Here is a 17,365-nt window from a genome sequence, read left to right as displayed (position 1 = left end):
CGAAATTCCTTGTCAGCTAGCATGTAACGGGTCGCGCAAAGGCGGCTCGTCGCAGGGCCGGCGTCAACCGACTGCGCCGTGGCAATGCTTGTACTTGTTGCCGGACCCGCAAGGGCATGGCGCATTGCGGCTGATATTCATGTGAGCATAGGGATTTTCCGTGGCCGACCCGCTCGCACCCGCGGCGGTTTGAGGCACGGCGGCAAGCGCCCCCAGCATGGCTTCCGCGCCGGGCATGACCCCCGCCGCGTCATTCTCCCCGGTAAACGGATCGATATGGCCGGTCAGGAAGTCCGGCAATTCTGGCAAGTCCATGGGTTGCGGCTGGAATTGGAACTCGCTGTTCATCAGGATGCGCGTCACATCTTCCCGGATCGTGTCCAGCATCCGCTCGAACAGGCCAAACGCCTCCCGCTTATACTCGTTGATCGGCTGCTTCTGCGCATAGGCGCGAAGGAACACGACCTGCCGCAAGGCATCCAGCGTGGCGAGATGCTCTTTCCAGTGATAATCCAGCCGGTCGAGCAGAATGCTTTTTTCGACCTGCCGCCAGATGCCCGGATCATTTGACGCGATCTTGCTTTCCATCTTCGCGTCGGCAAGCTGGGCAATCCGCTCTTCGATGATTTCCGGCTCAAGCGCATCTTCCTGCATCCACTCGTCAATCGGCGGTTCCAGCCCGAGAACATCCAGAACCTTGACCTTGAGATCTTCGACATTCCACTGCTCAGGATAAGACCCGGCCGGGCAGGCATCGGCGACCAGCGTATTCACCGTGTCCTGCCGCATTTCGAACACGACATCGTCGACCGTTTCCGAGTCCATGATCTCCGCACGCTGTTCATAAACGACCTTGCGCTGGTCGTTCATCACATCGTCGTATTCCACAACCTGCTTGCGAATGTCGTAGTTGCGGGCCTCCACCTTCTTCTGTGCCGTTTCGATCGCCTTGGACAACCATTTCGACCCGATCGCCTCGCCGTCCGCCAGATTCGAGTTCATCATCCGCGCGAAAAGCGTGTCGGGTCCGAAGATGCGCAGCAGGTCGTCTTCTAGGCAGAGGTAGAAACGCGAAAGGCCGGGGTCGCCCTGGCGCCCGGATCGTCCGCGCAGCTGATTGTCGATGCGGCGGCTTTCATGGCGCTCCGTGCCCAGCACGAACAGGCCGCCCGCGGCTTTCACCTGTTCCCGCGCCTCGGCGACCTCGCGCCTGATCCGCTCGATCCCGGCGTCACGTTCCGGGCCTTCGGGTATGTCGCGCAATTCGTCCTCGATGCGGAACTCGACATTGCCGCCCAGCTGGATGTCGGTGCCGCGGCCCGCCATGTTGGTGGCGATGGTCACGGCGCCGAGCCGGCCCGCCTGCGCCACGATATGGGCTTCCATTTCATGGAAGCGCGCATTCAGCACGGCGTGTTGAACGCCTTCTTCCTTGAGGAACTGGGAAAGCAGTTCCGATTTCTCGATGGAAACGGTGCCGACCAGAACCGGCTGGCCGATCTCGTTCTTCTCCCGGATCGCCTTGGCGATGGCGCGGAATTTGTCGTTGGTATTTTTGTAGAACTCATCCTCTTCGTCGATACGTTGGATCGGCAGATTGGTCGGGATGGTGACGACGTTCATCTTGTAGATGTCGTAGAACTCCGCCGCTTCCGTGGCCGCCGTGCCGGTCATCCCCGAAAGTTTGGGATACATGCGGAAGTAGTTCTGGAAGGTGATCGAAGCCATGGTCTGGTTCTCCGGCTCGATCTTCACCCTCTCCTTGGCCTCGACCGCCTGGTGCAGGCCGTTCGACCAGCGCCGCCCATCCATCATCCGGCCGGTGAACTCGTCGATGATGACGACCTTCTCGTCCTTCACGATGTAATCAATATCGCGCTTGAACATCACATTGGCGCGCAAGGCCTGATCCAGGTGATGCACGACCTGCGTATTCTCGACATCGTAGAGGTTCGACGTTTCCAGCAGGCCGGCCTCTTCCAGCATCCGCTCGGCCAGCTCCACGCCTTCCTCGGTCAGGGTGACGCTCTTGGCCTTCTCGTCCGCCTCGTAATATTCAGGCCCGATCCGCCCCACGACCTCGTCGACCGCGACATACAGGTCGGACTTGTCCTCGGTCGGCCCGGAAATGATCAGCGGGGTCCGCGCCTCGTCGATCAGGATCGAGTCCACCTCGTCGACGATGGCGTAATTGAACGGGCGCTGCACCATCTGGTTGCGTTCATGCTTCATATTGTCGCGCAGGTAATCGAAGCCGAACTCGTTGTTGGTGCCGTATGTGATGTCCGCCGCATAGGCTTCGCGCCGCTCGGCCTCGTCCTTGCCCGGAATGATCGTGCCGACCGAAAGGCCGAGAAACCGATGGATCTGCCCCATCCATTCCGCGTCGCGCGTGGCGAGATAATCGTTCACCGTGACGACGTGGACGCCCTTGCCCTCGATCGCGTTGAGATAGGTGGCGAGCGTCGCCACCAGGGTCTTGCCCTCGCCCGTGCGCATTTCCGCGATTTCCCCGCGATGCAGCACGATGCCGCCCACCATCTGGACGTCGAAATGGCGCATCCCCAGCACGCGCCGCGCCGCTTCGCGAACGGTCGCGAAGGCTTCGGGAAGAATGCCATCCAGTGTCGCGCCGGCGGCAAGCTGCTCGCGAAACTTGTCGGTCTGGGCGGAAAGCTCCGCGTCCGTCAGCGCTTCGATCTGCGGCTCAAGCGCATTGATAACGCGCACGATCTTGTCGAGCGACTTGACGTAACGGTCGTTGGAGGAGCCGAAAACGGCTTTGGCGACGGCACCAAGCATGGGTTTTTCCTGTCAGTATGGAGTATCATCGAAAGCCGCTTCCGGCGCCCTGCGCCACGGCCACGCATAAATTGGAGAAGCGGAGAAAACCCCTACTCGTGCGCGCGATCAGGCCCGATCCGAACAGCAAGAGCTCCCGGCGCCCGCCGTTCAGGCGTGATGGCGATCAGCGGCGCGGCCTGCCCCGCGGCTTCCGAAAAGCGGCTTGCGGCCGGGGCGATCCGCTGGGCCAGCGCAACGGCCGATTTTTCCGTTTCCGCCTGAAGCTGCACGCCCTGATGAGCGGCAAGCCGCGTTTCCGCCGGCGCGGCGGTGGCGGCAAGGCCCGTAATCAGGGCAAGCAGAGTGAGCAGCTGTCGCAACATTGCGACGCCGAGATAGGGGCGGATCGGCCAAAGGTCCACCGGGAAAGCGCATTTACCTGCGCCCGGCGTGGAAGTAGAGGGCATCGCCATGGACATCGCCACCTCTCCGCTCGCCCTGCCCTTCCCCGAAATGCCGCCGGTCGCCGGCGTTACGCTGCGCATCGCCCGCGCCGGATACAAGGATTGGGGCCGGTGCGACCTGACCTATGCCGAACTGGCGGAAGGCACGGCGGTCGCGGGCGTCTTCACCCGGAATATCTGCTGCTCTTCCGAAGTCGAACTCGGCCGGGACAATGTCAGGCAGGGCCTTGCGCGCGCGCTGGTGGTCAATGCCGGCAATTCCAACGCCTTCACAGGCTATCGCGGCCGCGAGGCGGTGGAGCAGATCATGGCCCAGGTGGCGGAACATCTCGACTGCCCGCAGGAACAGGTATTTGTCTCCTCCACCGGCGTGATCGGCGTGCCGCTGCCCAAGGACAAGGCGCAGGCTGGCGTCGCTGCCGCGCTCGCCGCCCAGCCCTGCTCATGGGAGGATGCCGCCAACACCATCGGCACCACGGACACTTTCGCGAAGGGCGCGACCGCCTCCGCCATCGTCGATGGCAAGCGGGTGGAGATCGCCGCCTTCATCAAGGGCAGCGGAATGATCGCGCCCGATATGGCAACCATGCTGGGTTACATCTTCACCGATGCCGCGGTGGAACCGGCTTTCCTCCAGCAACTGCTTTCCGCCGCCAATGCAGGCAGCTTCAACTGCATCACCGTGGACAGCGACACCTCGACGAGCGATACGGTGCTGGCCTTCGCCACCGGCAAGGCCGGCAATGCACCGCTCGCATCGTTCGACAGCGCCGGAGCCGACGCCTTCGCGGCCGCGCTGAACGATGTCTGCCGCCAGCTTGCCCATCTGGTGGTGAGGGACGGGGAAGGCGCGCAGAAATTCATTGCGATCAGCGTCACCGGAGCGGTTTCCAGTGAAAGCGCCCGCAAGGTCGGGCTTGCCATCGCCAATTCGCCCCTGGTGAAAACCGCGATTGCCGGAGAGGACGCGAATTGGGGCCGTGTGGTCATGGCCGTGGGCAAGGCGGGCGAACCGGCGGACCGGGACAAGCTCTCTATCGGATTTGGCGGCGTGTGGACCGCCCGGAACGGGCTGCCGCTCGCAGACTATGACGAAACCCCGGTGGCGGAACATCTCAAAGGGCGTGAAATCGACATCGCCGTCGATCTCGGGCTGGGCGAAGGCGCGGCAACGGTGTGGACCTGCGACCTGACTCACGGCTACATATCGATCAATGCCGATTACCGGAGCTGAGTGAATGCTGACGATCTGGGGGCGGCTCAATTCCCATAATGTGAAAAAGGTCGCCTGGTTCGCGGAGGAGTTGGGCATGGCCTATCGCCGGATCGACACCGGCGGCCAGTTCGGCATGGATGCGGCCTATCTCGAAAAGAATCCCAACGCGCTGATCCCGACCATCGAGGATGAAGGGCTGGTGCTGTGGGAATCGAACGCGATCCTGCGCTATCTCGCCGCGCGGCATGGCGGCGAAAGATGGTGGCCCGCCGATCCGGCAAGCCGCGCCATCGGGGACCGCTGGATGGATTGGCAGGCCGGCTATGCCGATGCGCAGCGCAATGCCTTCGTCCATTGCATCCGCAAGCCCGAGGCCGAGCGCGACCAGACCGCCATCTCGGCATCGACGGCTGCCTGCGCGAAGCTGCTGGCGGTGCCGGAGCGTTACCTTGGCGAACGGCCGTGGCTCTCCGGCGACGCCTTCGGCATCGGCGACATACCGATGGGAGCCTATATCCATACCTGGTTCAACCTGCCGATCGAGCGCCCGGCCTTTCCCCATCTCGAAAAGTGGTATGCGCGCCTGCGGGAACGGCCTGGCTATGCCTCGCAGGTCATGATTCCGCTGACGTGAAGGCCCTTTCCGGCACATTCACCGGCGAAGTCCGGGCCTTGCTGCAAGAGGCCTCGCAACGCGCGATCCTTCCGCGTTTCCGAAAGCTCGCGAAGCACGACATCCAGCAGAAGGCGGCCGATGATTTCGTGACCGTCGCCGACCGCGAATCGGAGGAAATAATCGCCGCAGGGCTTGCGAGGATTCTTCCCGAAGCGGCAATCGTGGGTGAAGAAGCCAGCCATGCCGATCCATCGCTGCTGGATCGGCTTTCCGGCCTCTGCTGGATCGTCGATCCGCTGGATGGCACCCATAATTTCACACATGGGGCAGCGCCATTCGGCATCATCGTCGCGCTGGCCGACGCGGGCGAAACGCTCGCCGGCTGGCTATACAATCCGCTCTCGGGCCGTTTCTGCCATGCCCGGCGCGGCGGGGGCGCCTTTATCGGCGAGGACCGGATTTCAGCCCGAACCAGCGGCCTTGAACCGCCGGTCGCCGCCATTTCGCTGCTGTTCCTGGATCTGAACGAGCGACAGGCGATGGCAAGCCATATCGCCCCGCATTACACGGTGGTCGACATTCCCCGCTGCGCCGCCGAGCAATATCCCAGGCTCGCCCTGGGGGAGAACGATCTTTCGATCTTCCAGCGCACCTTGCCCTGGGACCATGCCGCGGGCGTGCTCTGGCTCAACGAGGCAGGCGGCAAGGCCGCGCGCCCGGACGGCTCCGCCTATCGGGTGGACCAGCACGCGCTTCCGGGATTGATCGGCGCGGCCAGCCCCGCACTCTGGGACGATCTGGCCGCGCGTCTTGCGTCGCTCGTTTAAAGCTCGCTTTCGATCCAGCTCTTGAGCTGGCTCTTCGGCGCGGCGCCAAGCTTCTGGGCAACCGCCTTGCCGTCCTTGAACAGGACCATCAGCGGGATCGACTGCACGCCGATCTGACCCGGGATGTTGGTGTTCTCCATGATATCCATCTTGGCGATGGTCACCCTGTCGGCCAGTTCGTCGCTGATTTCCTCGAGAGCCGGGCCGATCATCTTGCACGGACCGCACCAATCCGCCCAGAAATCGACCAGGACGGGCTTGTCGGAATTGAGGACGTCGTCGGCGAAGCTCGCGTCCGTAACGGCTTTTGTGGGCATTCTTAACTCCTTGCTCTCGCCACAATCTAGGATCGCTTCCGCCGAACGCAACGGCTCAGCCGGGATAGGTTTGCTGTATCCCCAGATATGAAGGCTTGTTGCGTTCCAGCACATCGGCGGAGATCGGAATGAGAATGGGGACCTGCGTATAGAGCAAGGCGGCCGTTACCTCACGGCCGGGATATATCTCCCGCAAGGCGGCGGCATAGGCCCCCATCTGGCGAAGGATGCCGCCCGGCACCTCCTCCAGGCCGGCGGGGGCGCGACGGGCGGTCTTGAAATCGACGACCGTAATGCGATCCGGGCTTATCAGCAGGCGGTCCACCGTGCCCGTAACGACCTGCCCGTCCACCGTGGCGGCCAGCGGCACTTCGGCCAGCGCGCCGGGCGCGAACACATCCTCCCAATCCGGCGAGGCCAGGACGACCAGCGCCGATTCCGCGATTTCCTCGCGCTGCTCCTTGCCGAGATCGGCGGCATTGCGCTCCAGCCATGCCCGCGCGGAAACGCCTCGCTGCTCCGGCGGCAGTTCCGGCAGGCGCTCCAGCAGGCGATGGATCAGCACCCCGCGCCGCGCCGCTTCCACCCCGGCCCCGGGCGGAAAGGGGGGATCTGGCGAATTGTCCTCGCCCGCCGCCGATGGAGCGAGCGGACGGGGCGGACGCGGTTCAGGGCCAATCGGCCGCATCATCCACTCCGGCAACACCATCCTCTCCTCCACCGGATGAACCGGCGCAACCGCTGCCGGCAAATCCGCCAGAACGCCCCATTCCCGCCGCTCGCCCCAGATCGGGTCGGGCAGCGGCGCGGCGGTGAACAGTGGGGCAAGCTGGGCATACCAGCTATCCGGCGCGGGTTGCGTCTCCCTCGCTCCCAGCGACCCGGCAATGAACAGCGCTTCCTCGGCGCGGGTCATGGCGACATACAGCAACCGCCAATGCTCTTCGCGCTCCGCCTTGGCCTCGACCGCCTCCGCCTCGCGAATGCGGCCGACCCGCTCCGCCTTGCTCAGGCCGGGCAGCGGGAGCAGCTTGCCAGGGCCGCCGTCGATGGAACGCTCCTGCAGGGAAAGGCCGCGCAGCAGGGACGCATCGGGATTGCCGGCGGCATCGGCCAGAATGACGATCGGCGCCTGCAGCCCCTTTGAGCCATGCACCGTCATCACCCGCACCAGCCCGTCGCTTGCCCCGGCCTCACGCTTCAGTTCGCCCTCGCCCGCATCGAACCACTGGAGGAACCCCTTGAGGCTGGGTGTGTGGGCGGAGGCATAGGCCAGCGCCGCGTTGACCAGTTCATCGATCGGATCGTTGGCTTCCTTGCCGAGGCGGGCAACCAGCTTGCGCCGCCCCTGCCATGGCCCCACCAGCAGCCAGTGCAGCAAGGCCTGGGGCGGCTCGAAATCTGCGCGCGCCAGCAGATCACCGAGCCTTTCGAGCGCATCCGCCACCTCCGGATGGCGGGACCGGCGCAGATGCGTCCAGAGCGCAACGCCCTTGTCGCGGAAGCAATGCTCCAGCAATTGCTCCTGGCTCCAGCCCAGCAAGGGCGCGCCGAGCAGGTTGGCGAGATTGAGGTCATCGAGCGGCTGGGCGGCGAAGCGCAGCGCGGCCATGAGATCCTTCACGGCCAGCGGCGCGCCGAGCCGCAAGCGGTCAACCCCCGCCACCGGGATTCGCCGCGCGTGCAGCCGCGCCACGATCAGCCCCGCCAGTTCCTTGCGCTTCCTGACCAGCACCATCACATCGCCCGGCCCGGCCCGGCGGGCGCCCCCCTTCACCAGCGGGAAGCCCTCGCGCATCCAGGCTTCGATCTGGCCGGCGATCCTGTCCGCCAGCTGGCGATCCGGCCGGGAGAGCCACTCCTGCTCGTCCTCCGGCGGCTCCTCGTCCTCATCCGGCCCGGCCCCGACTGCCCGCCACAGCCCGACGATGCCGGGCCGCTCCTCGCCGACATGGCGCTCCGGCGCATCCGCCAGCCCGAACCGCTCCGGGCCAATGGCCTGGATCGCGGCATCCACGAAATCGAGCACCGGCTGCGCGGTGCGGAACGAGCGGCTCAGCCCGAGATCGAGCAATTCGCGGGCGACGTGCTTTCCCCGCACTTCCCGCTCATTCTCGACCGCCCTGCCCATCGAAGCCTTCACCCGGTCGCGCGCGGCACTGAAATTTTCGGGGCTGGTGCCCTGGAAACGGAAGATCGCCTGCTTGTAGTCCCCCACCACGAACAGCGTCCGCAGCTTGCCGTCATGCTGCCCGCTACCCGCGAAGAAATCGCCGGTCAGCGCGTCGATGATCCGCCATTGCGCTTCGTTGGTGTCCTGCGCCTCGTCGATCAATATGTGATCGAAGCGCCGGTCGAGCTTGTAGCGTATCCATTCAGCCATGCCGGAGCGGGTCAGCAATTCCGCCGCGCGCCGGATCTGGTCGTCGAAATCGACGAAACCTTCCCGGGCCTTCGCCTCGTCCCAGGCCAGGGCAAACTTGCGGCCGACCGTCAGTGCCGGGGTGAGCCATCCGGCAAGCTCCACCAGCGCCCGCCGTTCCTGCAGCGCGACAACGCATGCCTGCACCCGGCCGATCGCGTCGGCATAGCCCGCATCGAGCTTGAGCATGGCGCTCAGGCTGCGCGGCTCGCCTTTCTGGGTGAAGAGCGCGCTCGCCAGTTCATCCAGCGCCGCCATGCGCTGGACCGTATCGCCCGCCAGCCAGCCCTCTATCACCGCGGCGCAATCCTGCCCCGTCTTCGCGGACCATCCGCGCTGCGCGGCGAGGCATTGCCGCAAGGCCCGGACATCGAAAGCATCGTCGCTGCACATATCCGGCAGGGAAGCGAGATCCGCATCCGCCGACAGCCCGAGCAGCAGGTTCACTCGCGGGCGCAGGGGCGGCGTCCATGCTCCAGCCCCGGTCCAGGCCTCGAGCGCCCGCGCGCACTGCATAAGCCAGGCCTCGACCGCATCCGGCCCCTTGCGCAGACTGAGATCGGCAATCGCCTGCAAGCTCTCCTCATCCCCTTGCGCCTCCGCATCGGTGAGCATCCGGGCCAACACTTCGCGAGCGAACAAATCGCGGTCGCGATCCTCCATCGCCCGGGTGCCCGGCGCAAGGCCCGCTTCCTCCGGAAAGGCCGTGAGCAGCCATTGCGAAAAGGCGTGGATCGTATCGATCCGCAATCCCCCGCCGGGGCAATCGAGCACGCTGGCGAACAGCGTGCGTGCGCGCGCCTGGGTTTCAGGCCCGAAATCCGCGCCGATCGCCTTGAGGTCTTTCGCCAGCGCCTCCGGCTTCATCCGCACCCAGTTCGCCAGCACTTCATTCACGCGAACGGCCATTTCCGCCGCGCCGGCCTTGGTGAAGGTGAGGCAGAGTATCTGCGAAGGCGTGACATCCGGCTGCAGCAGGAGCCGCAATACCCGCGCCGAAAGCACCTGCGTCTTGCCTGTTCCCGCCGAAGCGGAAAGCCACACGGTCTGCCCCGAATCGACGGCATCCTGCTGCGAACCATGCAGCGGATGGACCTTCCCGCTCATTGCCCGCCCTCCTCCTCGCGCCCCATCCATTCGTCGAGCCGCATCAGCTGGTCGTAATCGGCATAGCCGGGAACATCGGGGTTGAGGCGGGCGGTGAACGGCTCACCGCCCAATATCCAGCGATCCAGCGCTTCGTGAAGATAGCGACCCGCTTCGGGAAGGAAATCCTCGCGCGGGATGCCGCTTTTCCTGCGCCCTTCCAGCACCGGCTCCTCGACGAAGCCGAATCCCGTCTCGCTCTTCGCGCTCCTGGCCAGCGACCAGTATTCGAAGTGGGTCGGCTCGCCGGATACCCCGGCGAAAGCGCCATCCCGCGCCATCAGGCCCAGTGTGCCAAGCTGAAGCGCGAAGCCTGCCGCCACTTCCGAACCTGTCGGAGGGCGGCCGGTCTTGTAATCGACGATAGCCAGTTCTCCGCCGGGCAAGGCATCTATCCGATCGACACGCCCGTAGATCCGGATTCCCCGGACATCCATGGAGCCATCGCGCTCGAACGCAACCGGCCTGCCAAGCCCGCGCCGCTCCATTTCCGCCTCGACCCATTCCAGCGCCGCCAGCAATCGCGGCTGCCACAGGCTGCGCATCAAGGGATGGGCGTTCAGTTCCGTCAGCGTCGCGCGCGCGATGTCGCGCAACGAACCGCCCCGCTCATGCCAACGCCGCAGGATCTCATGAGCCGCCGTTCCCTTCCACGCGGCGGAGGGTTCCGCATCGAGCGGATCGAGCACACGCAACCGCAGGATCGCCTGCGCATAGAACTGATAAGGATCGCTGCGCAGCCGGTCGAGCGCGGTCACGCTGATCTCGACCCTTCGCTGCGCGGGATCGGGGCTGGGCCGTGGGCGAGGATAAGGCTCCGCCGCCGCCGCATCATCCACCGCGCGGGCGAGTTCGGGCAATTGCGTTTCCACATGCCGCGCCAGCAGATCCTCTCCCAGCAAGGCGCGCACCCGCAGCACGAAACGCGATGGAATGGCCGGCCCCTGCAAGTCACGGCGCGCCCTGCTCAACACGACTTCGGGCGCGCCCAGAGCGCCCGCCAGATCATGCGCGGAAAGCCCGATCCGGAAATCCGCGCCGGGAACCCCCAGCATGCGCAGCACCGCGGGCGGCAGCACCGGATCGGGGCCGGGATTGGCCGGCCAGCTCCCCTCGTTCAGCCCGGCGCAAATCACCAGATCCGCCCGGCTCATCCGCGATTCGAGCAAGCCATAGATCGCGACGCGCGGATGCCCGCCATATGGCGGACGGACGGCGATGGAATCCATGACATCCCGCAGGGCAGCGGCAATATCCGAAGGAGCAAGCACTGTGCCCACCGCCCCGGCATGGCTTCGCAAATCCTCGACCATCGAGGCAAGCGCCCGGCCATCCTCCCGCGACCACAAGCCGCTGCCGCACAGTTCCTCGGCGGTGCGGGCAAGCGCATCGAGCTGGTCGCCCAACCCGGCCTCGTCCGCCTTGGCCAGTTCCATCAGCGGAGACAAAACGCCGCCGATCCACGCCCACCAATCGCCCGCGCCCGAATCCGTTCTGGCCAGCTTGCCCGCGAGTTCCCCGATCGGCTGCAAGCCCGCAGCCGGGCGCGGCCCTCTCAGCTTCAGTTCCAGCGCCCGGACCCGGTCCAGCCACGCCGCGCGCCCTTCGCCCGCTCCGACCAGCGGATGCTCCAGCAACGCCAGCAGCGGAACCGGCGCTGCCTGTTCCCCCATCACCTCGGCAAGCAGGAGCAGGACTCGCCCTGCCGGAGTCTGCGAGAGGGGGCGGCCCGCGGAATTGTCGGCTTCGATATTCCACCGCCGCAGATGCGCGGAAATGCGGCTTGCCAAGCCCCGGTCCGGCGTAACCACGGCGATGCGTTTTTCAGGCTGTTCCAGCGCCTCGCGGACCAGCAGGGCGACTGCCTGGGCCTCTTCCTCCGGAGTGGCCGTTTCGACGAGCCTCACACCCGAAAGACGCCTGCGCTCGGCCGGTAGGCCCACCCAGCTCGCGCTTGCCCTGGGCGGAAGGAACAGGCTGGAGATCGCATGGCTTCGCTCTGGCGGGGCCGCCGCCATACCGGCCCTGTGCCAGGGCTGGACCTCCGCGCGGGAGACGCCCATGCGGTTCAGCAGCAGCTTGAGATGGTATTGCGGATGGGTAACCGCATCGGCGGGGCCGAACGGCAAGCCATCAGGCTCCTCGGGTGCGCCCGCGCGGCCCAATTCCTTCCACACCGCGTCATCCAGCGAAAGATCGAGATCCGGCAGGATCACCGCCCCGCCGGGAAGCTCGGCAACCACCCGCAGCAGGCCGGCCAGCGCCGGAGCGGCGCTCGTCACCCCGGCGGCCACGATGGGTGTGGCCGGAGGCGAGATGCGCCAGCGGCCCGCGGCATGATCGAACAGCCGGTTGCGGCGGGCCGGCCCATCCACTTCCCCGCGCGCTTCCAGCTCGCCGAGCCACTTGTCCTGCACCTTGAGGAACCGCTTGGTCGCTTCGACCCAATGAGCGGCCTGTTCGCCTATTATCCCGATCACCTGATCCTGGATCAGTTGCTCCGGCCCCACATCTTCCACCAGCAGGCGATCCATCGTCTGGCAGAACTGGCGGGAAAGCCGGAGCAATGCGCTGCCTCGCGGCGCATCCTGCCCCATTTCCTCGCGCAATATCCCGGCGATCCGCAACCACCGCCGGGTCGGATCGGCGGCCGGAGGAATGGCGCTTTCCGTGCCGATCGGGTCCAGCAGCGGCCCAAGCGTTTCATCCAGATCGAGATCGCCCACCACGGCCATGCGCGGCATGAGCAGCCCGGCCTGGCCCTTTTCACCGGCAAGACGGATGAACGCCTCGCCGATCGTCCGCGCCGCCCGCCGGCTCGGCAGCAGCAAGGTCAACCGGGCGAGGCCTATATCCTCCTCGCCGTAACGCGGCAGCAGGCCGGCAACCAGCGCGTCGGCAAACCCGCGATGCGCAGCAATGGAATAGACTTGCGGACCGGACCGATCAGCCACGTTTCAACGCGGCTTCGGTTGGCGCGATCGCTCCCGGATCGCCCACCTCGAACCACCGCCCATAGAAGGTCGTGCCATAGAGCCGCCCCTCCTCGATTGCCCTGCTCCACAGCACATTGGTGGAGAACGGCCCTTCGGGAGGATCGCGCAGCAAGCGACGCGAAACGATCTGGATGCCGGTATATATGAACGGCGCGATCCGGCCGCTGCGGCGGCGGCTGATCTTGCCGAGCGGATCGAGATGGAAGTCGCCCTTGCCGTCGAAATTCGCCGCGCTGGCATGGGGCACCACGAGCAGCAGGGCATCCATCGCATCCGGGTTCCATATGCGCGAAAGCTGATGGAACGCATTCTCCGGCCCGTCCAGCCAGAGATTGTCGCTGTTGATGCAGAAGAACGGGTCTGGAAGCAGGCCCTGCACCTGCGCCTTCACCATGCCCCCGCCCGTTTCCAGCAGGCAGTCCCGCTCGTCGGAAATGACGCATTCGGGAGCCTTGCGGGCCAGCACATGCGCTTCCAGCGAGTCCGGCAGATAATGGACATTGATTACCGCCCTGGCGACCCCCGCATCGGCGAGGCGATCCAGCGCATAATCTATCAGCGGCTTGCCGGCTACCGGCACCATCGGCTTGGGCCGGGTCGTGGTCAGCGGACGCATCCGCTTGCCAAGGCCCGCGGCCATCACCATCGCGGTGTCACTGGCGAGAGTGTTCATTCCAGGCCCCCTCCCCGCTCGGATCGCACGAAGCCGGGAATGTTCGAATCGAACCATGCAGCGACCGGGGCAAGCGCCGGATGCGCCAGATCACGTTCCAGAGCATCCCAGACGCGCGGAATCATGGACAGATAGCGCGGCTTGCCGTCACGCTTCCACAAGCGGGCGAAAATCCCCACGATCTTTGCGTTGCGCTGCGCGCCAAGCCGGGCATAATCCGCCTCGAACTCGCCGTTCGCGCCGGTCGCGGCCCGATAATGGTCCAACATCGCGCGCTCCAGTTCGGGCGAAACGTCGCGCCGCGCATCCTGCAGAAGCGAAACGAGATCATAGGCGGGATGGCCCACCAGCGCATCCTGGAAATCGATCAGCCCCTGCCCGCCATCGTCCAGCAGCATGATGTTCTCGGCATGATAATCGCGCAGAACCGTGACGCCGGGATTCTGCCGCTCGATCACGGGGCCGAGCACTTCGCGCCATGCCGCGGCATAGCCTGCCGCATCGACCTCGACCCCGGCGGCCGGGCAGAACCATTCGACGAACAGGGCGGCTTCCCGCTGATACACCTCCAGCGAATAGGGATCGAACGGCCCGGGCGGGAGCCGGTGCAGCGCGGCCAGCGTATCAACCGCGGCCCGATAGATGCGATATTCGTCCTGCGGCGCGTCCTCGAGATAATCGCGCATCCGCGCATTGCCGAAATCCTCCAGCAGCACCAAGCCGCGATCCGCATTCTCGGCATAGATCGCCGGCGCGCGCAGGCCGTGCCCGGAAAGCCACTGGCCGACGTGGAGGAACGGACGCGGGTCCTCATGCGGCGGCGGGGCATCCATCAGCATCGCCGATTGCGCCGGGCCATGGCCATTCGCGAGGATGCGGAAATAGCGGCGAAACGAAGCATCGCCGGCGAGCGGCTGTATTTCCGCTCCGCCCCAGCCAGCGGCTACAAGGAAGGAATCGATGCCGTCCGGCAACGTCGTCGTCATGGCAGCCGCCCTAGCCAATCGGCACCCGGTTCGACAATGGCGATCCGCCCTTCCCCGGAAATTTCCAGGGAAATGGACAGGCATCCCGCCTCATCCGCGAAGCCGCCCGCATGTTCGGGCCATTCCGCGATCAGGGCGGCGCCATCCCGGTAATCGTCCAGTCCAAGCTCCTCCGCTTCCTCGGGGTGGGCAAGGCGGTAGAAATCGGCGTGAACCAAGGGCAGCCTGACCCTGGGATGTTCGTAGAGCTCGACGATGGCGAAGCTGGGCGATGGCACTTCGCCCTCATGCCCCAGCGCGGCGATGATCGCCCTTGCCAGCGTGGTCTTTCCGGCGCCCAGCCCGCCGGAAAGCGCCACCACGTCACCGGGGCGAAGAACGGCGGCGATCCCCGCGCCGAACCGCGCCATGGCTTCCAGATCGGGGAGTTCGCGCTTCACGGCAGATGGATCGTCACGGTCGTGCCCTCGCCCTTCTCGGATTCGAGCTGCAGCGTGCCGCCATGCGCTTCGATCAACTGGCGCGCCAAGGGCAGCCCCAGCCCCTGCCGGCGCTCTATCGCCTTGCCATCGGTCGCCAGCTGGAAGCCGTCAAGCACGCGCGCCACTTCGCCTTCGCTCATTCCGGCCCCATTGTCGGATATGACGATGCGCGCCCCATCCTTCCGGCGCGAAAGCTCCACCAGTATCTTGCCCCGCTTCGGAGTGGCGGCGACCGCATTGTCGAGGATATGGCCGATGGCGCGGGCAAGCCGCCTCGGATCGCCCTTCACCTTCCCCGAGGATTTGTCCCCCCGCAATTCGAGGAAGAGGCCCGCTCCGACGATCCTTTCTTCCCGATCCCTGACCAGGCGGGTGACGAAGGGCATGAGATCGATGTCCTCGGCCGCGATCGGCAGCAGCCCCGCCTCGCTCTGCGACAGGTCGAGCACGGATTCGATCTGCTCGCCCAACCGCTCCACCGATGCGAGAATGCCGGCGACATATTCCTGGGCCTGCTCGCTCAGCTCCCCGGCCACGCCCGCCTGCAAAAGCTCGGCGAAGCCGCCTATCGAGGTCAGCGGAGTGCGGAACTCGTAGCTCATATTGGCGAGGAAGCGGGTCTTGACCGCATCCGCCTCCACCAGCGCGGTGTTGCGTTCCCGCAGGGCATCTTCCGCCTTCTGGGAATTGGTGATGTCCAGCACGGTGAGCAGGCCGTTGCCGTCCGGGAGCGGCACCCCGGCGAACTCCAGGGTCCGCCCATCGGACAGGGCGATCCGACCGCCCCTCTGCTTCCGGTCGAGCGTGGCGACCCGCACCGCTTCTCCCACGGTCTTCCCCTGCGCCGGCCTCGCCAGCTTTTCCCCGATCCGTTCCAGCAGGCTTTCGATACGGGGATGCTGATCGAGAAAAGTCTCGTCCAGGCCCCACACGGCCGCAAACCGCCGGTTCCAAAGCTGGAGCCTGCCGTCGGGCGCGAATACGGCGAGCGCTTCGAACAGGCTGTCGAAAGTCGCCGTGCGCGTGCGGAGCAAGGTGTCGCGCGTCGCGGACAGGGCGAGCTGCTCCGTCCTGTCCTCGGCGATCAGCACCAGGCCGCCATCCGGCATGGGCTGGGCCACCACCCGGAGATGGGTTCCGTCCCGCAAGGGCCAGGCTTCCTCGCGCGCCTGCCCGGGGCTGAACCATTCGGCATGTTCGCGCCGCCAGGCGGGGAAATCGCGCACCTCCGGCAAGCGCCCGGCATCGCGCGCCATCACCAGCCAGCCATCGAAATCGGGCGGGTTGACCAGCGCCCCTGGCTTCAGCGCAAAGATGCGATGGAATGGCTGATTGGCGAAGCTCAGGCGGCGGTCCATGTTGAACTGCGCCACCCCGATCGAAAGCTGGTCGAGCATGGAGCGCTGCGCCTCGCGGAAGGCGCGGAAGGCGCGGACCTGTTCCTCCATCTCCTCGATATCGATCGCATAGCCCGCCACCCCTTCCGCGCCGAGAGGCAGATCGCTCACGCGGATGCTGCGCCGTTGCCCGCCTATGGTGGCGGTCACGTCCCGCTCGACCGGATGGTCGCGCGACTGCGCCTGATACGCGATCTGGGCGGCGGTCAATCCGTCCACGGATTCCACCAGTTCGATCTGCCCGGCGACGACCGCATTGGCGTCAACCGCGCCCACCGCCTTGACATAGGCGCTGTTGACGAGCCGCAGCTTCATATCCGGGCCGCGGAACCACATGGGGATCGGAGCGGCTTCGATCAGGCCCACCAGCGCGGCGAAATCCTCTCGCGCGCGCGCCGTCTGGGCGCGAAGCTCGTTCAGTTCCGTTTCGCTCTCGCTGAAATCGAAGAACCAGACGATCGCGGCCCCGCCGGGCGACACCAGAGGATCGGCCAGATGCCCGCGCAACGCCAGGCTCCTGCTGGAACCGCGCGGCGTGATGACCATGTTGAAAGGCGCCGCGGCCTTTTGCGTGCGGCGGACGAATTGCGTCAGTTCCGCAAGCTGCGCCTCTTCCAGGCCGTTGGCGCCATTATCGAGTTCCGTGAGATAGCCCGGCACGCTGGGAAGCCCGAGCCAGGCGGCAAGCCGGGGCGGAGCCTCGATCCGTCCGTCCGTGCGGACCAGCAGGGGAATTGCGGGCGCTTCGTCGATCATCCGCGACAGGCGCCGCGCCGCCTTGCGATGCGCTTCAGCCTTCCGCGCCTTGTCCATCGCCGCCAAGGCAAGCCACGCCGCGCCGAATGTCCAGGCTGCAAGCAGAAGGGCAATCAATGCCAACGCGGCAGGGCTTAATTCCATCGCGCTTTCGCTATGCGCGCCCGGCACGGATTACAATGGCAGGGTTGCGGGTATCGACAAGACGTTGCCCGCCGGGCACGGGAAGGTCGGACGCCGCCATCCGGAGCGGGTGGAACGCCCCGGACGCGGCATGAATACG

At 65.9% G+C, this 17,365-nt stretch carries 12 protein-coding genes; 3 read left to right on the top strand and 9 right to left on the bottom strand.

Annotated features, from left to right (window positions below):
- Positions 1-63: 63 nt before the first annotated feature.
- Positions 64-2,802 carry a preprotein translocase subunit SecA gene (gene secA / locus U8326_RS05190; protein WP_324742773.1) on the bottom strand — a complete coding sequence of 913 codons (2,739 nt, stop codon included), beginning with the start codon at positions 2,800-2,802 and terminating at the stop codon, positions 64-66.
- A gap of 92 nt (positions 2,803-2,894) precedes the next feature.
- Positions 2,895-3,263: a hypothetical protein gene (locus U8326_RS05185; RefSeq protein ID WP_324742772.1), complete on the bottom strand. Its 369-nt coding sequence runs from the start codon at positions 3,261-3,263 to the stop codon at positions 2,895-2,897.
- On the opposite strand from U8326_RS05185, the gene argJ reads away from it, so the two are divergent.
- Genes argJ through U8326_RS05170 form a run of 3 tightly spaced genes read left to right on the top strand, consistent with a single transcriptional unit; the run spans position 3,256 to position 5,907 of the window.
- Positions 3,256-4,482 carry a bifunctional glutamate N-acetyltransferase/amino-acid acetyltransferase ArgJ gene (gene argJ / locus U8326_RS05180; RefSeq protein ID WP_324742770.1) on the top strand — a complete coding sequence of 409 codons (1,227 nt, stop codon included), beginning with the start codon at positions 3,256-3,258 and terminating at the stop codon, positions 4,480-4,482. The two genes, U8326_RS05185 and argJ, sit on opposite strands and share 8 nt — an antisense overlap.
- Positions 4,483-4,486: 4 nt before the next feature.
- Positions 4,487-5,098 (top strand): glutathione S-transferase family protein, encoded by a 612-nt coding sequence (locus U8326_RS05175; protein ID WP_324742768.1) that lies wholly within the window; start codon positions 4,487-4,489, stop codon positions 5,096-5,098.
- On the top strand, positions 5,095-5,907 hold the full coding sequence (locus U8326_RS05170) for an inositol monophosphatase family protein (protein WP_324742767.1): 813 nt from the start codon (positions 5,095-5,097) through the stop codon (positions 5,905-5,907). The genes U8326_RS05175 and U8326_RS05170 overlap by 4 nt, the downstream gene beginning before the upstream one ends.
- On the opposite strand, the gene trxA is transcribed toward U8326_RS05170, so the two are convergent.
- From trxA to U8326_RS05135, 7 genes are read right to left on the bottom strand one after another with little or no spacing between them, the layout of a single operon-like run.
- A complete protein-coding gene (trxA, locus tag U8326_RS05165; protein WP_324742766.1) occupies positions 5,904-6,224 on the bottom strand; it encodes a thioredoxin in 321 nt (106 codons plus the stop codon). The two genes, U8326_RS05170 and trxA, sit on opposite strands and share 4 nt — an antisense overlap.
- A 55-nt stretch (positions 6,225-6,279) precedes the next feature.
- A complete protein-coding gene (gene addA, locus U8326_RS05160) occupies positions 6,280-9,753 on the bottom strand; it encodes a double-strand break repair helicase AddA (protein WP_324742765.1) in 3,474 nt (1,157 codons plus the stop codon).
- Positions 9,750-12,746 carry a double-strand break repair protein AddB gene (addB, locus tag U8326_RS05155; RefSeq protein WP_324742764.1) on the bottom strand — a complete coding sequence of 999 codons (2,997 nt, stop codon included), beginning with the start codon at positions 12,744-12,746 and terminating at the stop codon, positions 9,750-9,752. Before addB ends, addA begins: the two co-directional genes overlap by 4 nt.
- Positions 12,739-13,461 (bottom strand): nucleotidyltransferase family protein, encoded by a 723-nt coding sequence (locus tag U8326_RS05150; RefSeq protein WP_324742763.1) that lies wholly within the window; start codon positions 13,459-13,461, stop codon positions 12,739-12,741. Before U8326_RS05150 ends, addB begins: the two co-directional genes overlap by 8 nt.
- Positions 13,458-14,447, bottom strand: coding sequence for an aminoglycoside phosphotransferase family protein (locus U8326_RS05145; protein WP_324742762.1), 990 nt, complete (start codon positions 14,445-14,447; stop codon positions 13,458-13,460). Before U8326_RS05145 ends, U8326_RS05150 begins: the two co-directional genes overlap by 4 nt.
- Positions 14,444-14,887, bottom strand: coding sequence for a tRNA (adenosine(37)-N6)-threonylcarbamoyltransferase complex ATPase subunit type 1 TsaE (gene tsaE / locus U8326_RS05140; RefSeq protein WP_324742760.1), 444 nt, complete (start codon positions 14,885-14,887; stop codon positions 14,444-14,446). The genes U8326_RS05145 and tsaE overlap by 4 nt, the downstream gene beginning before the upstream one ends.
- Complete coding sequence (locus U8326_RS05135; RefSeq protein WP_324742758.1) at positions 14,884-17,226, bottom strand: sensor histidine kinase; 2,343 nt, start codon at positions 17,224-17,226, stop codon at positions 14,884-14,886. The genes tsaE and U8326_RS05135 overlap by 4 nt, the downstream gene beginning before the upstream one ends.
- Positions 17,227-17,365: the final 139 nt, after the last annotated feature.

This window comes from Tsuneonella sp. CC-YZS046 (assembly GCF_035581365.1).
In the GTDB taxonomy this organism is placed as follows: domain Bacteria; phylum Pseudomonadota; class Alphaproteobacteria; order Sphingomonadales; family Sphingomonadaceae; genus JAWKXU01.
This window is presented reverse-complemented; position numbering and strand designations above follow the sequence as displayed.

Bases quoted from the DNA above. Each gene is read 5' to 3' on its own strand.
- secA (WP_324742773.1), bottom strand. From the start codon at position 2,802: ATGCTTGGTGCCGTCGCCAAAGCCGTTTTCGGCTCCTCCAACGACCGT.
- argJ (WP_324742770.1), top strand. From the start codon at position 3,256: ATGGACATCGCCACCTCTCCGCTCGCCCTGCCCTTCCCCGAAATGCCG.
- U8326_RS05185 (WP_324742772.1), bottom strand. From the start codon at position 3,263: ATGTCCATGGCGATGCCCTCTACTTCCACGCCGGGCGCAGGTAAATGC.
- U8326_RS05175 (WP_324742768.1), top strand. From the start codon at position 4,487: ATGCTGACGATCTGGGGGCGGCTCAATTCCCATAATGTGAAAAAGGTC.
- trxA (WP_324742766.1), bottom strand. From the start codon at position 6,224: ATGCCCACAAAAGCCGTTACGGACGCGAGCTTCGCCGACGACGTCCTC.
- addA (WP_324742765.1), bottom strand. From the start codon at position 9,753: ATGAGCGGGAAGGTCCATCCGCTGCATGGTTCGCAGCAGGATGCCGTC.
- U8326_RS05150 (WP_324742763.1), bottom strand. From the start codon at position 13,461: ATGAACACTCTCGCCAGTGACACCGCGATGGTGATGGCCGCGGGCCTT.
- U8326_RS05145 (WP_324742762.1), bottom strand. From the start codon at position 14,447: ATGACGACGACGTTGCCGGACGGCATCGATTCCTTCCTTGTAGCCGCT.
- U8326_RS05135 (WP_324742758.1), bottom strand. From the start codon at position 17,226: ATGGAATTAAGCCCTGCCGCGTTGGCATTGATTGCCCTTCTGCTTGCA.